The 13596-nt window shown below is 68.3% G+C and carries 14 protein-coding genes; 7 read left to right on the top strand and 7 right to left on the bottom strand.

Translation table 11 applies throughout. The features are described from left to right. Positions 1 to 160: 160 nt before the first annotated feature. Genes NEF64_RS16265 through NEF64_RS16255 form a run of 3 tightly spaced genes read right to left on the bottom strand, consistent with a single transcriptional unit; the run spans position 161 to position 2283 of the window. Positions 161 to 1357: a thiolase family protein gene (locus NEF64_RS16265; protein ID WP_056409126.1), complete on the bottom strand. Its 1197-nt coding sequence runs from the start codon at positions 1355 to 1357 to the stop codon at positions 161 to 163. A gap of 39 nt (positions 1358 to 1396) precedes the next feature. After that, a complete protein-coding gene (locus NEF64_RS16260; RefSeq protein ID WP_056409128.1) occupies positions 1397 to 1810 on the bottom strand; it encodes a DUF4345 domain-containing protein in 414 nt (137 codons plus the stop codon). Continuing rightward, entirely contained in the window at positions 1807 to 2283 is a 477-nt protein-coding gene (locus NEF64_RS16255; RefSeq protein ID WP_031440529.1) for a DUF2721 domain-containing protein, read from the bottom strand. The genes NEF64_RS16260 and NEF64_RS16255 overlap by 4 nt, the downstream gene beginning before the upstream one ends. 122 nt (positions 2284 to 2405) lie before the next feature. Here NEF64_RS16255 and NEF64_RS16250 point away from each other — a divergent pair, with 122 nt between their 5' ends. After that, entirely contained in the window at positions 2406 to 3494 is a 1089-nt protein-coding gene (locus NEF64_RS16250; RefSeq protein ID WP_056409130.1) for a GNAT family N-acetyltransferase, read from the top strand. On the opposite strand, the gene trmB is transcribed toward NEF64_RS16250, so the two are convergent. After that, positions 3491 to 4171 (bottom strand): tRNA (guanosine(46)-N7)-methyltransferase TrmB, encoded by a 681-nt coding sequence (trmB, locus tag NEF64_RS16245; RefSeq protein WP_056409132.1) that lies wholly within the window; start codon positions 4169 to 4171, stop codon positions 3491 to 3493. The genes NEF64_RS16250 and trmB overlap by 4 nt on opposite strands. A 65-nt stretch (positions 4172 to 4236) precedes the next feature. On the opposite strand from trmB, the gene NEF64_RS16240 reads away from it, so the two are divergent. From NEF64_RS16240 to NEF64_RS16225, 4 genes are all read left to right on the top strand, one after another. Then, positions 4237 to 5082 carry a formate/nitrite transporter family protein gene (locus NEF64_RS16240; protein WP_056409134.1) on the top strand — a complete coding sequence of 282 codons (846 nt, stop codon included), beginning with the start codon at positions 4237 to 4239 and terminating at the stop codon, positions 5080 to 5082. After that, positions 5082 to 5753, top strand: coding sequence for a phosphatase PAP2 family protein (locus NEF64_RS16235; RefSeq protein ID WP_056409136.1), 672 nt, complete (start codon positions 5082 to 5084; stop codon positions 5751 to 5753). The genes NEF64_RS16240 and NEF64_RS16235 overlap by 1 nt, the downstream gene beginning before the upstream one ends. 33 nt (positions 5754 to 5786) lie before the next feature. Then, the gene (locus NEF64_RS16230) at positions 5787 to 6071 is read left to right on the top strand and encodes a hypothetical protein (RefSeq protein WP_042466252.1); all 285 of its coding nucleotides are present in this window, start codon (positions 5787 to 5789) and stop codon (positions 6069 to 6071) included. A gap of 89 nt (positions 6072 to 6160) precedes the next feature. Continuing rightward, positions 6161 to 7273, top strand: a complete 1113-nt coding sequence (locus NEF64_RS16225) for an AI-2E family transporter (protein WP_056409291.1) — start codon at positions 6161 to 6163, stop codon at positions 7271 to 7273. A 91-nt stretch (positions 7274 to 7364) separates the two neighbouring features. Here NEF64_RS16225 and metK read toward each other — a convergent pair whose 3' ends face one another. Further along, positions 7365 to 8582 (bottom strand): methionine adenosyltransferase, encoded by a 1218-nt coding sequence (gene metK / locus NEF64_RS16220; RefSeq protein WP_031395305.1) that lies wholly within the window; start codon positions 8580 to 8582, stop codon positions 7365 to 7367. A 72-nt stretch (positions 8583 to 8654) separates the two neighbouring features. Next, entirely contained in the window at positions 8655 to 10214 is a 1560-nt protein-coding gene (gene lnt, locus NEF64_RS16215) for an apolipoprotein N-acyltransferase (protein ID WP_056409138.1), read from the bottom strand. Positions 10215 to 11225: 1011 nt separating this feature from the next. Here lnt and NEF64_RS16210 point away from each other — a divergent pair. After that, positions 11226 to 11645 (top strand): VOC family protein, encoded by a 420-nt coding sequence (locus NEF64_RS16210; RefSeq protein WP_056409140.1) that lies wholly within the window; start codon positions 11226 to 11228, stop codon positions 11643 to 11645. A 10-nt stretch (positions 11646 to 11655) separates the two neighbouring features. After that, a complete protein-coding gene (locus NEF64_RS16205; RefSeq protein ID WP_031396320.1) occupies positions 11656 to 11958 on the top strand; it encodes a polyhydroxyalkanoic acid system family protein in 303 nt (100 codons plus the stop codon). A 170-nt stretch (positions 11959 to 12128) separates the two neighbouring features. Here the strand turns inward: NEF64_RS16205 and NEF64_RS16200 are convergent, their stop codons facing one another. Continuing rightward, positions 12129 to 13454, bottom strand: coding sequence for a PQQ-dependent sugar dehydrogenase (locus NEF64_RS16200; protein ID WP_056409142.1), 1326 nt, complete (start codon positions 13452 to 13454; stop codon positions 12129 to 12131). Positions 13455 to 13596 lie beyond the last annotated feature (142 nt).

Raw genomic sequence — 13596 nt, 5'->3', positions numbered from 1 at the left:
CCTCTATACCTGCCGTCATCCTGACGAAAGTCAGGATCCAGAGCCAGGAGCGCTGTGGCCTGTTACCCTGGATCCTGACTTTCGTCAGGATGACGGGAGGGGGCAGGGTGGATGGTGCGGAGCGACGGGAGGGTGTGTCATCCCTCCCGCCCCCGTCGCGTCAGACGATCTCGAACAGGCCCGCGGCGCCCATGCCGCCGGCGGTGCACATCGAGACCACCACATAGCGGACGCCGCGCTTGCGCCCTTCGATCAGTGCGTGGCCGACGAGGCGCGAGCCGGTCATGCCGAAGGGGTGGCCGACCGCGATCGCGCCGCCATTGACGTTGTACCGCTCCGGATCGATGCCGAGATGGTCGCGGCAATAGAGGCATTGCGACGCGAACGCCTCGTTCAGCTCCCACAGGCCGATGTCCGCGACGGTCAGCCCGGCGCGGTCGAGCAGCTTGGGGATCGCGAAGACCGGGCCGATGCCCATTTCGGCAGGATTGCAGCCCGCGGACTGGAAGCCGCGATAGATGCCGAGGATCTCCTTGCCCTCGGCCTCCGCGGTCCGGCGGTCCATCAGCAGCTGTGCGGACGCGCCGTCGGACAGCTGGCTGGCATTGCCCGCGGTGACGCTGGTCCCCGGGCTGGAGAAATCGCCGCCCGGCCAGACGGTCTTGAGCCCGGCGAGCGCCTCCGCGGTAGTGCCCGCGCGGATCCCCTCGTCCTGGGTCAGCGTGACGTTATCGCTGCCGGTGCGCGTGCCCTGCTTGTCGAACAGCGCCTTCTCGACGGTGATCGGCACGATCTCCTCGGCGAACGCGCCGCTCGCGAGGCCGGCGGCGGCGCGCTGCTGGCTCATCGCGGCATAGGCGTCCTGCGCCTCGCGGCTGATGCCATATTTGCGCGCGACGATCTCGGCGGTCTCGATCATCGGGATATAGGCGGCGGGCTCGCGCGCGGTGACGCTCTGGTTGACGTAGCGCGGCGCGTCCTTGGTCACGGTGTAGCTGATCGATTCCATCCCGCCCGCCAGCGCGACATCGGCCTCGTCGCAGATGATCGTGCGGGCAGCGAGCGCGACCGCGGTCAGTCCCGAGCCGCATTTGCGGTCAAGCGTGACCGCGGGGACCGATTCGGGCAGGCCGCCGGCGAAGAGCGCCATGCGTCCGGCATTGCCGCCCTGCGTCCCCCATTGGTTGCCGACGCCCCAGAACACCTCGTCGATGCGCGCGGGGTCGATCCCGGCGCGCTCGACCGCCGCGTTCATGACGTGTCCGCCGAGCACCGGTGCCTCGGTCGCGTTGAACGCGCCGCGATAGGCTTTGCCGATGGCGGTACGGGCAGTCGAGACGATGGCGGCTTCACGCATGCTTAGACCTTTCGAGGACCGGGTATGGTCACGCGTCGTCTAGGGATTCGGTCCGGTGTTGGAAAGAGCCCGCCGGGCGAGGCGCGCCTGCCAGAGCATCAGCAGCGGCACGACGAGGATTTCCATGCCGAGCCCGAGCACATGCCCGCGCGACGGCATGCCGACATCGATCAGCGAGACGAGCCGCGCGAGGCCGCCGACCACGATCAGCCCGCCGAGCAGGCGGAAGCGCGGGCCCTTGGTCTCGATGTGCGGAATGCAGCTGAGAAAGCCGAGCCCGGTCGCGAAGAAGATGCCCGAGATATAGCGGAAATGGCTGTCGAGATCGCGCGGCACGTCGGCGAGGTGGCCGAACGGCGCGGGGCCGTGGACGATTCCCTGACCGCCGACGAGCAGCGGCAGGAGGCAGGCGAGCGCGACGACGCCCTGCAGCAGGCGGTGTTCGAGCGTCATGTCAGCTTGTCGAGCAGTTCGGGGTTGTCGAGCAGTTCGGGGCGGATGCGGAAGGCGACCAGCGAGATCCGGACCTCGATCATGAAGCTGGCAAAGGCGGCGATCAGCAGGATCATCGCAAGGATGAACGAGACCGCGACATAGGTCCCGAAGTGCAGCTTGGCGAGTTCGGCGATGAACAGCAAAGCGATGACGATACAGGTCATGATCGCGCTCGACACCGCGAGGAAGAGCGAGGCGTTGATGATCGTCATCCGCCGGTCGAGCAGCCGCAACTCCCAGATATGGCGGATGCGTTCGGGCCCCGCGCTGCTGGGATGGAGCTTTTCGAGCTGTCGGGCGCGGTCGATGACGCGCGAGAGGCGACCGGCGAGAACGTTGAGCAGCTGGCCGATGCCCGCGAGCATGAAGACGGGCGCGAGCGACAACTGGATCGTCTGCGCGATCGTCGAAACGGCGGGAAGGGGTATCATCCTGATCATCATGCGGAATAACCGCGCCGGAGGGAAGCCAATCCCGCCCCCCGCCTGAAGCCCCGCGGCGCCCGGTGCGATCCTGCACTACCTGGTAAGGGATTGCTGCTAGGGGGCGTGCGATGTCGAAGCCGATGCTCCTGTCCGACCGCGTGCCGGTGCCACCGAGCGCGCAGGCAAGCGTGGTCGAGGGCCTGAGCATCGCGATCGACGCGGTCGCCGCGCGCGCGGCGCCGAGCCACCGGTTCCTGCGCTATGGCTGGTATGCGGCCGCGCTGAGTGCCTATGGCGGCCGCGCCAAGACCCTGGTGGTCGAGGAGGACGGTGTCGCGGCGATCGCGTTGCCGTTCGTCGCGCTCGGCCCGGCGTGGCTGCGGCTGGCGACGGTGCCGGGCTGCTACTGGCCGTTCCGCAGTTTCGGCATGGCGATGGGGGCAAGCGAGGCAGCACGCGCGGCGGCGCTGCGCGGACTATCCGCGCAGTGCAACGGCCTGCGGATCGGGCCGGTCCAGGACGGCGATCCGGCCGCGGACGCGCTGATCGCGAGCGCGCGGGCGGCGGGATGGTGCGCGATCGACCGGCATGTCGGCGACGCCTGGGTGCTCGACCTCGTGCCGAGCGTCGATGGCGAGCGCTGGCCGCGCAACTCGACGCTGCGCAAGAACCGGTTTCACGAAAAGCATCTGGCCGAGCATGGCGCGCTCGACTGGCAGGCGCTGGCGGGGGCGGACTGGCCGGCGCGGTTCGCCGATCTGGGCGCGGTCGAGCAGACGAGCTGGGTCGCCAAGGAGACCGATCGCCGCGACATGAAGTTCACGACCGACGGGCATCTCGCCTTCTGGCAGGCGGCGGCGGTCGATCCGGTGCTGGCGGGGATGTTCCGCGCGGCGCTGCTCCGCGTCGACGGCGTGCCCGCCGCCTTCTCGTTCGACATCGACACGGGGGCGCTGATCTACGCGATCGCCAACAGCTACGATCCGCGTTTCGCCAAGCATTCGCCGGGCAAGCTGCTCTACTGGCGCAACCTGGTCGCGGCGATGGCGCGCGGCGCGACCAGGGTCGACTGGGGCGCGGGCGACAGCGGCTACAAGCGGGTGATCGGCGCGGCGGAGGGCGCACCGATCCGCGACTGGCTGTTGCTCAGGCCCGGGCTGCCCGCGCTCGCCGGTCGCGCGCTGGCCGGCTGGTGGCGGCGCAGCGGCGGGCGCTAGTCGCGGATATAGCGGAAATACCAGACCTCATGGCCCTGGCGCCGGGCTTTCCGCTCATAGCGCGTCTCGGGCCAGTCGTCGGGGCGGGTCAGGAAGTCCTGCGGGGTGCGCGCCTGCCAGGTGAAGTCGCGGCGCTGGTCCATGATCATCATCGACCAGCGGCAATAGGTCGGATCGTCGGTGCCGAGCCGGAATTCGGCGCCGGGCTTCAGCTTGGCGGCGATCGTGTCGAGCGGGCCGTGATTGACCATGCGCCGCTTGGCATGCCGCGCCTTGCGCCAGGGATCGGGGTGGAGGAGGTAGAGCCGGTCGAGGCTGGCATCGGGCAGCCGCTCGATCACCTCGAGCGCGTCGCCCATATAGAGCCGGACATTGGTCAGCCCGCCGTCGCGGATATGGCCGAGCGCGCCGACGACGCCGTTGAGGAACGGTTCGCAGCCGATGAAGCCGACATCCGGATTGGCCGATGCTTGGCCGGCGAGATGTTCGCCCGCGCCGAAGCCGATCTCGACATGCAGCGGACGGTCGTCGCCAAACAGGGTGGCGGCGTCGACGATCCCCGTCTCGGGAACCGAGAGCCGCGGGAGCATCTCCTCGACGAGCGCGGACTGGCCCTGGCGAAGCTTGTGGCCCTGGCGACGGCCATAGAGGCGGCGAATGGTGGCGGGATCGTTCATCGCCGCGCGCTCTAGCGGTCGATTGCGTGGGAGCAAAGCACGTAGCGGTCCGTTACAAGGCCGTAATGGCCGAAAACAGCACCACCACGTCGGACACCGGGTCCGCGCCCGAGGGGCCCGAGCAGGACGTCGAGGAACTGAAGGCGGCGGACGCGGGCGATCTCCACCGCGCGGTGCGCGAGGCGGGCGAGGACGAACTCGCGCGCCCGGGGGTTTCGCTGTTCTTCTCCGCGCTCGCGGCGGGACTGGCGATCACCGCGTCGCTGGTCGCCGAGGGTGCGCTTCACGCCGCGCTGCCCGATACGCCCTGGCGCGAGCTGGTCGTGTCGCTCGGCTATCCGGCGGGGTTCCTGGTCGTCATTCTCGGGCGGATGCAATTGTTCACCGAGAGCACGATCAGCGCGATGCTGCCGCTGGTGACCACGCCGTCGCGCTGGGCGCTGCGGCGGACGTTGCGGCTGTGGGGCATCGTGCTGGGCGCCAACCTGCTCGGCACCGCGCTGACCGCGGCGGCGATCGCGGGCGGTGTGCTCGGCGGGGCGGAGCTGCGCGAAGCGATGATCGCGGTGTCGATGCGGATCACCGAGCTTGGCGCCTGGGCGACGTTCGTCAACGCGATCCCGGCGGGGTTCATGATCGCGATCCTCGCCTGGTCGCTGCCCAATGCGCGCGGCGAGGCGTTCATGGTGATCTTCGCGGTGACCTATGTGGTGGCGATCGGCGGCTTCAGCCATTCGATCGTCGGATCGGACGAGGCGTTCCTGCTGCTGTTCACCGGGCATGTCGACCTGGTCCGGACCTTTGCCGGGCTGTTGCTGCCGGCGATCATGGGGAATCTCGTTGGTGGTGCGGGGGTGTTCGCGCTGCTGGCGCATGCGCAGGTGCGCGGCGAAATGCGACAGAAGGACTGATGATGACGGGCAAGAGCAAGAGTGCGGCGGCCAAGATCGCCGAAGCCGACCGCAAGGCGACCTACAAGCTGGCCGAACACCGCGATGCGCCGGTGGTGAAGGCGACCGGCTTTCTCGCCGAGGTCGCCGACCAGCCGCAGCTGATCGCGACGTCGATCGGCACGCTGGTGATCGGGCTGGTCGCGCGGCGGCCCGACCTGATCCGCGGCGGCGCGCGGATGCTCGCCTCGCACCTGGCGGCGACCGCGGCGAAATCGGTGATCAAGCATTCGGTCGACCGGACGCGGCCGGGCCATGCGCTCGACACCGGCAAGGCGCGGTTCGAGACGGGCGACAGCCAGGACCACAAGCAGACGTCCTTCCCGTCGGGCCATACCGCGGGCGCGGTGGCGGTGGCGCGTGCGGCGTCGCGCGACATCGACGGCGCGGCGATGCCGTCGGCGCTGGCGACGGTCGCGGTGGCGGCGGCGCAACCGGTCAACGGCAAGCATTATCTGTCCGACCTGGTCGTCGGCGCGGCGGTCGGCTGGATCGCCGAGGCGGCGGTCAGCGCACTGTTCGACCGTGTCGCGCCGGTCGTCGAGCATGTCACTGAAAACACGGAAAGATCCGCGAATCACGACCCCGCGACGGTACCGACCAGGGCCGAGGGAACCGTTCCGCCTGCGTGACGGTTTGGATGGCCTCACAAGAGGGATTTATTCATGAAGACCATTGCTACCGCGCTCATGCTCGCAACGCTGACCATTCCGCTCGCAGCCTGTGGCGGCAAGGGTGACGACAAGCTGGGCAGCCAGGTCGAAGGCGCCGCAGAGAACCGCGCCGACGCGCTCGAGGCGGCTGCCGACAACCTCGAGGATCGCGCCGAGGCGGTTCGCGATCAGGGCGAGAAGCAGGGCGAGGCGGTCGACGACGCGGACGTGAACGCCGCCGCGATGTCGAACGAGCAGAAGGCGGCCCTCGTCAACGGCAGCGCCGCGCTGCGCTAAGTAGAATGATGCCGTCCCCGCCGATTCGGGCGGGGGCGGTATCGTCGGCGGCGTCTGGGGCCGACTGACGATGTTGGGGGGGATGCATGATGATCAACCGGCGCCGGCTCGAAACGGGCGGATTCCTGATATTCCTGGTGGTGATCACGATCGCGCTCGTCGTGGTCGTCTGGTCGTATGCCCTGGCGCTGCTGTGGGCCGCGCTCGCCGCGATCCTGTTCCAGCCGCTGTTCCAGCGTCTGCTGGAGCGGATGCCGACGCGTCGCAACACCGCCGCTGCGCTGACGCTGCTGATCATCCTGTTCGCGGTCGTCGTGCCGAGCATGATCATCGGCGGGATGATCGTCGACCAGGCGGGCACGGTGTATACCCGCATCCAGAATGGCGAGATCAATTTCGCCGCCTATTTCAACCAGGTGCATGATGCGCTGCCGACGCGTCTGCAGACGCTGCTCGACAAGGCCGGGTTCGATTCGATCGAGCGGATCCAGGCGCGGCTGTCGCAGACGATGGGCAACAGCGTGCGGACGATCGCCAGCCAGGCGCTGTCGATCGGGCGCAACGCCGCCGCCTTCCTGCTCGCCTTCGGTATCGCGCTGTACGTGATGTTCTTCCTGCTGCGCGACGGCGAGACGATCGGGCCCAAGATCTGCGATGCGCTGCCGCTCGAGCGGTCGGTCACCGCCGCGCTGGTCGACAAGTTTGTGTCGGTCGTGCGTGCGACGATCAAGGGCACGGTGATCGTTGCATTGGTCCAGGGCGGGCTGGGGGCGGCGACCTTCTGGATCGTCGGGCTGCCCGCGGCCCTGCTCTGGGGCCTGCTGATGGCGCTGACCTCGCTGCTGCCCGCGCTCGGGCCGGCGATCGTCTGGGTCCCTGTCGCGGTCTATCTGCTGGCGACCACCGCGATCTGGCAGGGGCTGGTGGTGATCATCTCGGGCGTCGTCGTGATCGGCATGGCGGACAATATCCTGCGGCCGATTCTGGTCGGGCGCGACACGGGGATTCCCGATTTCGTCGTGCTGGTCACGACGCTGGGCGGGATCGAGCTGATCGGCCTGAGCGGCATCGTCGTCGGGCCGATGGTCGCGGCGCTGTTCCTGGCGTCGTGGCAGATCCTGACCGAGCAGCGGCATCGGCAGCGCGCGAGCGCGCCGATGGTCGGCGACGCGGCGGGGACCGACCGGTCGCCACCCGGCTGATCGTTTCCGATTTGTCGTAGCGGACATGAAAAAAGCCTCCCCCGGACGGTCCGGGGGAGGCTTTTCTGTATCACCTATCCGGCGAGGTGCGTCAGGCGGTTGCGGCCTTCAGCTTGTCGACCAGATCGGTACGCTCCCAGGTGAAGCTGTCACCCTCGGGCTCGCGGCCGAAATGGCCGTAGGCCGCGGTCTTCTTGTAGATCGGCGCGTTGAGCTTGAGGTGCTCGCGGATGCCCTTGGGCGTCAGGCGGACGAGCTTGGGCAGGACCGCCTCGAGCTTGGCCTCTTCCACCGTGCCGGTGCCGTGCGTGTCGACATAGACCGACAGCGGCTCGGCGATGCCGATCGCGTAGCTCAGCTGGATCGTGCAGCGGCGGGCGAGCCCGGCGGCGACGACGTTCTTGGCGAGATAGCGCGCGACATAGGCGGCCGAGCGATCGACCTTGGTCGGATCCTTGCCCGAGAACGCGCCGCCGCCATGCGGGGCTGCGCCGCCGTAGGTGTCGACGATGATCTTGCGGCCGGTGACGCCTGCGTCGCCGTCAGGGCCACCGATCTCGAACGCGCCGGTCGGGTTGATGTAGATCGCGGTCTCGTCCGAGATGAAACCCGCGGGCAGCACGTCGGTGAACACGCCCATGACATAGTCGCGCAGCTCGGCGTACTTGGCAGGATCGGGGTTCTTGCCCTTTTCCGAATAGCCCGGCGCGTGCTGGGTCGAGACGACGAGCGCGGTCGCGCGGACCGGCTTCTCGTTCTCATAGGCGAGCGTCACCTGGCTCTTGGCGTCGGGCTCGAGGAACGGGGCTGCGCCCGAATGGCGATCGGCGGCCATGCGCTCGAGGATCTTGTGGCTGTAGTAGAGCGTCGCGGGCATCAGGCCCGGCGTCTCGTCGGTCGCGTAACCGAACATGATGCCCTGATCGCCGGCACCCTCGTCCTTGTTGCCGCTCTCATCGACGCCCATCGCGATCTCCGCGGACTGGCCGTGGAGGTTGTTCTCGAAGCGGAACTCGTTCCAGTGGAAGCCCGACTGCTCGTAGCCGATTTCCTTGACGGTGTTGCGGACGGCCGCCTCGATCTCGTCGAGCACGCCGTCGGCCCACTGGTCGTTCTCGTAGATGCCCTTGCCGCGGATCTCGCCGGCGAGGACGACGAGCTGCGTGGTCGTCAGCGTCTCGCAGGCGATGCGTGCCTGCGGATCCTTGGCGAGGAACAGGTCGACGATCGTGTCGCTGATCTGGTCGGCGACCTTGTCGGGATGGCCTTCGGAGACCGACTCGGAGGTGAAGAGAAAGGACTTGCGCATGAAACCTCTTCGCAAAAGGCCCGGCGGTGGGGCACCGCGGAGCATCATATAAGGAAAGCTTTATATGTCCTTCTAGCGTTCGCGGCGGCGCAGGGCAACGGCCAAGGCGATCATCGCCGCCATGACCAGCCCCGCCGCCAGATTGCCGAGCCGCGCGAACAGCGTCACGGGCAGCGCGGTCGGCATCGGCAGCTCGGCCGCACCTGCGGTCTCATGCGCGACGGTGGCAAGCAGGCGGCCGTCCGCGGCGATGATTGCGGAGATGCCGGTCGGGGTGGCGCGGACGATCGGCAGCCCCTCCTCGATCGCGCGCATCCGCGCCTGGGCCAGATGCTGCGGCGGGCCCCAGCTGCCGAACCAGGCATCGTTCGAGGGGTTGAACAACAGCCGCGGGCGATGCGCGCGGTCGACCGTCTGCCCTGAGAAGATGATCTCGTAGCAGATCTGGATGCCGATCGACCCGAAGCCCGCGAGCGTCAGGTTGCCCGGCCCCTCGCCCGAGGTGAAGTCGATGTCGCCGGGGACGAGCCGCGCGAGCCCGAGCGGTTTCAGCAGCCACGGCATCGGCAGATATTCGCCGTAAGGGACGAGATGCGCCTTGTCATAGCGACCGCGCAGCCGCGCCTGTGCGTCGATCGCGAACACCGAATTGGTCGCGCCCGCGATCCGGTCCTCGCGGTCGAACGACAGTGACGTGCCGCCGGTCAGCAAGATGTCGTCGGGACCGAGCAGCCGCGCGATCCGGCGGCGCAGATAGGCCGGGCTCGACCAGTCATAGGCGTAGAAGGGATAGCCATCCTCGAGATAGTCGCGCACCACGCCCTCCGGCCAGACGACGAGGCGGGGGGTGGCGCCGGGGGTGCCCGACAGCTTTTCGAGTGCGGACAGCACGCGTTCGCCGTCCGATTCGCTGCGATCCTCCTGGCCGATATCGGGCTGGACGACGCGGACGCGCGGGGCGTTGGGGGCGGCGGCGGGGGCGTCGGTCCACAGCGCCGACAGCGCGGCGAGCGCGAGCAGGGGCACCACGATCGCGGGCATCGCGACGCGGCGACGGCTGAGCATCCACAGCGATCCCGCCGCGACGATCGTCACCCCCGACAGCGCATAGGTGCCGATCCAGGCGGACAGCCGCGCGATGCCGATCGCGGGCAGCCACATCACCCCCAGCGGATCCCAGGCATAGCCGGTGAACAGCACGCTGCGCAGCCACTCGGTCGCGATCCATGCGGCGGCGAAGACGAGGACGAAGGCGGGGTCGGGCGTTGTGGTCGCGCGGCGTCCGAACCGCCAGGCCAGCGCTGCGGCGACCATCGGGAACACCGCGAGATAGAGCGCGAGCCCGACCGCGGCGAAATAGCCGAGCACCGGCGGCATCGCGTCCTGAAAGTCGAACGCGTGCTGGAACCAGTTGTTGTTCACGGTGAAATGCCCGAGCCCGAACAGCCAGCCGCGCCACAGCGCCTGGCGCAGCATCGGTGCATCGTGGACGAGCGCGAGCCACGCGGCGACTGCGACGAGCGCAAGCGGCCAGAGATCGAGCGGCGCAAACCCCGTCGCGGCGATCGCGCCGAGCAGGACGCAGGCGAGCGCGGGGGAGGTGAGGGCGGAACGGGCGGGAGAGCGGGTCACGCCTGCGCTATGGCGTGGCGGCGGGGGGCGGGCAATATCTGAGGCTGCATCTGACGTGGCGGCGGGGCTGGATGGGGGTGCCGGGGTTGGTGCGGTGGGGCGGTGGGGCGGTGGGGCGGTGGGGAGCTTTCGTTGGCCTCGGTACTAACTCCTGGGTCTCCCCCCACACATGACCACCCCGGCGAAGGCCGGGGTCCAATTGGGGAGGCTGCCGTGACGACGTGCAACCCTTCATTACCACCGTCCCCCAACTGGGCCCCGGCCTTCGCCGGGGTGGTGCCATCTCCTTGCGGGCAGCTGGTACTATATCGACAATTAGCATCGTGCAGGCCGCATCCCTCTCACCACCCCGGCGGAGGCCGGGGCCCAGATGGGAAGGTCGCAGTGACGGCGCGCTGTCGTTCGTTACCACCGTCTCCCAACTGGGCCCCGGCCCTCGCCGGGGTGGTGCCATCTCCTTGCGGGCAGCTGGTACTATATCGACAAATAGCATCGTGCAGACCGCATCCCTTGCACCTCCCCGGCGGAGGCCGGGGCCCAGGTGGGGAGGTCGCTGTGACGACGCGATGTCCTTTGTTACCACCGTCCCCCAATTGGGCCCCGGCCTTCGCCGGGGTGGTGCCATCTCCTTTGCGGGCGGCCTGTACTATATCGACAAATAGCATCGTGCAGGCCGCATCCCTTGCACCTCCCCGGCGAAGGCCGGGGTCCAGCTGGTAAGGTCGCCGTGACGGCGCGCTGTCCTTCGTTACCACCGTCCCCCAACTGGGCCCCGGCCTTCGCCGGGGTGGTTGTGGGGTGGTGGGGTGACGTCCTGGCAACGCACGTGGAGTTGTTTCCCCGCGAAGGCGGGGATCCAGTCTGGGCTCCCGCCTTCGCGGGAGAACAAGGGGGGGCGGTGCTTGGGAAGAGCGGGGGCGGGATACTTTGAAGGAGAGCCGCAGACGGTCGGCGATCATCGCATAGCGGGGGCGGGGTGACGCAGGGGATCATCCGCTCTATCCTGCCCGCATGACGCTGCGCCCCTTTCATCTCGCCTTTCCCGTCCATGACCTCGCCGCCGCGCGGGCCTTTTACGGGGGGACGCTCGGCTGTCCCGAGGGGCGGTCGAGTGACCACTGGATCGATTTCGACCTGTTCGGGCATCAGATCGTCGCGCATCTCGATCCGGCGGCGAAGGCGGTCGCGGTCGAGAATGCGGTCGACGGGCATCAGGTGCCGGTGCCGCATTTCGGCGTCGTGCTGACGATGGACGACTGGACCAGCCTGTCCGCGCGCGTCGCGGCGGCGGGGGTCCGGTTCGGGATCGCGCCGCATGTCCGCTTCAAGGGCGAAGTCGGCGAGCAGGCGACGATGTTCTTTTGCGACCCCAGCGGCAACGCGCTCGAGTTCAAGGCGTTCGCACAGGACGCGATGCTGTTCGCACACTGAGGATCAAAGAATGTCCAATCCCATTTCGGTCGATATCCCCCACAAGCTCGGCAAGGCGGGGGTGCGCTCGCGGCTCGACAGCGGCATCGACACGATCGGGTCGAAGATCCCCGGCGGATCGGTGACCGATCGCCGCTGGGAAGGCGATACGCTGCACTTCACCGTCAGCGCGATGGGGCAGGTGATCGGCAGCAAGGTCACGGTGTTCGAGGACAATGTCCATGCGATCGTCGACCTGCCGGGGCTGCTCGGGCTGTTCGCGGGCAAGGTGCAGGACATGATCCGCAAGGAAGGGCCGAAGCTGCTGCGCTGAGGGTTTGCGGGGCGGGGTTTGCCCTACGTGGCACCCAGTCGATACGGCCCCGTCCGTCATCCTGACGAAGGTCAGGACCCAGGGTCGCGGGCGGTGTCTTGTGTTACTCTGGATCCTGACTTTCGTCAGGATGACGGGGGGAGGGGAGGCGTTCTCATGCCTCCCCGCGCTTACTTCGTACTGACGCGCCAGATCGTGTTGCCGACGTCGTCGGCGACGAGCAGCGCGCCGCTCTTGTCGGTGATGACGCCGACCGGGCGGCCCTGTGCTTCGCCGTCCTTGTTGAGGAAGCCGCCGAGCACGTCGACGGGCTTCGCGTTCGCCGCCGGGAAGCCGGTGTCGCCGAACGGGATATAGACGACCTTGTAGCCCGAGAGCGGCTTGCGGTTCCACGAGCCGTGCTCGCCTACGAACACGCCGTTGGTGAAGCGGTCGCCGAGTTTCGCGTCGCTCGCGAAGGTCAGGCCGAGCGCGGCGACATGCGGTCCGAGCGCATAGTCGGGACGCTTGGCATATTGCTGGAGCGCGGGGTTCTTCGGCTCGACGCGATCGTCGGGATAGCCGCCCCAATAATACCAGGGCCAGCCGAAGTGATCGCCGAATTCGACCTGGGTCAGATAGTCGGGCGCGAGATCGGAGCCGAGCATGTCGCGTTCGTTGACGACGGTCCAGAGCTGGCCCGACTTGGGGTTGATCGCCATGCCGTTGGGGTTGCGCAGACCGGCGGCGTAGATCCGCCAGTTCTTGTCCTTCGGCCAGACCTGCAGGATGTTGGCGCGGTATTTCTCCGCGTCCATGCCGTTTTCGGCGATGTTCGACGCCGAGCCGACGCCGACATAGAGCGTCTTGCCGTCGGGGGCGGCGATCACGTTGCGCGCCCAGTGGTTGCCGCCGCCGTTGAGCGGGATGACACGTTCCGGCTTCGCAGTGATCCGGGTCGCGCCCTCGGTATAGGGCACGCGGACGAGCGCGTCGGTGTTGCCGATATAGAGCTGGCCATCCATCAGCGTCATGCCGAAGGGCGAGTTGAGCCCGGTCATGAAGGCCGAGCGCGTCTCCGCGACGCCGTCGCCATCCGCGTCGCGCAGCAGCGTGATGCGGTTGGCCGAGGGCACGCCCGCACCCGCGCGGCCCATCAGGAAGTTCATCACCGTCGTGACGACGCCGGGACCTTTACGCGGTGGCGAATTGGTCTCGGCGACCAGCACGTCGCCATTGGGCAGGCGGTAGAGCCAGCGCGGATGATCGAGCCCGGCCGCGAACGGCTGGACCTTCATCCCCGCCGCCGCGGTCGGCATCGCGCCCTTGGGCCAGCCGACCGCCTTGGCGACGCCGATCGTCGGCAGCATCTGGATCCGCGGCGCGGTGATGTCGGGCCGCTTGCCGGTGACCTGGTTGACGTCGAGCCGGGCGGTATCGGGCCAGGCGAGCCAGGTGAACCCGGCGATCCCGACCAGGATGATCAGCCCGAGCACGATGAGGATGTGTTTGCGCATGCAGGAGAGTTAGGCGGGAGTGCGGGCGGGGGCAATGGCGTGATTGCGGTTGGGTATCCCGCGAGCTTCGTCATTCGCGGAGGCGGGAGTCCAGAGCGGCAGGGCCTGTGTGCTGTTAGATGGTCAGCCAGTATGGGTTCCC

Source organism: Sphingomonas aerolata (assembly GCF_023935825.1).
Taxonomy (GTDB): domain Bacteria; phylum Pseudomonadota; class Alphaproteobacteria; order Sphingomonadales; family Sphingomonadaceae; genus Sphingomonas; species Sphingomonas aerolata.
Note: the sequence above shows the minus strand (reverse complement) of the source record. Positions and strands in the feature narration are given on the sequence as shown.

Excerpts from the sequence above, each read along its gene's own strand:
- NEF64_RS16210 (WP_056409140.1), top strand. The coding sequence starts at position 11,226 with ATGACGCTGCGCCCCTTTCATCTCGCCTTTCCCGTCCATGACCTCGCC.
- NEF64_RS16225 (WP_056409291.1), top strand. The coding sequence starts at position 6,161 with ATGATCAACCGGCGCCGGCTCGAAACGGGCGGATTCCTGATATTCCTG.
- NEF64_RS16235 (WP_056409136.1), top strand. The coding sequence starts at position 5,082 with ATGATGACGGGCAAGAGCAAGAGTGCGGCGGCCAAGATCGCCGAAGCC.
- NEF64_RS16205 (WP_031396320.1), top strand. The coding sequence starts at position 11,656 with ATGTCCAATCCCATTTCGGTCGATATCCCCCACAAGCTCGGCAAGGCG.
- NEF64_RS16265 (WP_056409126.1), bottom strand. The coding sequence starts at position 1,357 with ATGCGTGAAGCCGCCATCGTCTCGACTGCCCGTACCGCCATCGGCAAA.
- NEF64_RS16240 (WP_056409134.1), top strand. The coding sequence starts at position 4,237 with ATGGCCGAAAACAGCACCACCACGTCGGACACCGGGTCCGCGCCCGAG.
- NEF64_RS16260 (WP_056409128.1), bottom strand. The coding sequence starts at position 1,810 with ATGACGCTCGAACACCGCCTGCTGCAGGGCGTCGTCGCGCTCGCCTGC.
- metK (WP_031395305.1), bottom strand. The coding sequence starts at position 8,582 with ATGCGCAAGTCCTTTCTCTTCACCTCCGAGTCGGTCTCCGAAGGCCAT.
- NEF64_RS16255 (WP_031440529.1), bottom strand. The coding sequence starts at position 2,283 with ATGATACCCCTTCCCGCCGTTTCGACGATCGCGCAGACGATCCAGTTG.
- trmB (WP_056409132.1), bottom strand. The coding sequence starts at position 4,171 with ATGAACGATCCCGCCACCATTCGCCGCCTCTATGGCCGTCGCCAGGGC.
- NEF64_RS16250 (WP_056409130.1), top strand. The coding sequence starts at position 2,406 with ATGTCGAAGCCGATGCTCCTGTCCGACCGCGTGCCGGTGCCACCGAGC.
- NEF64_RS16230 (WP_042466252.1), top strand. The coding sequence starts at position 5,787 with ATGAAGACCATTGCTACCGCGCTCATGCTCGCAACGCTGACCATTCCG.
- NEF64_RS16200 (WP_056409142.1), bottom strand. The coding sequence starts at position 13,454 with ATGCGCAAACACATCCTCATCGTGCTCGGGCTGATCATCCTGGTCGGG.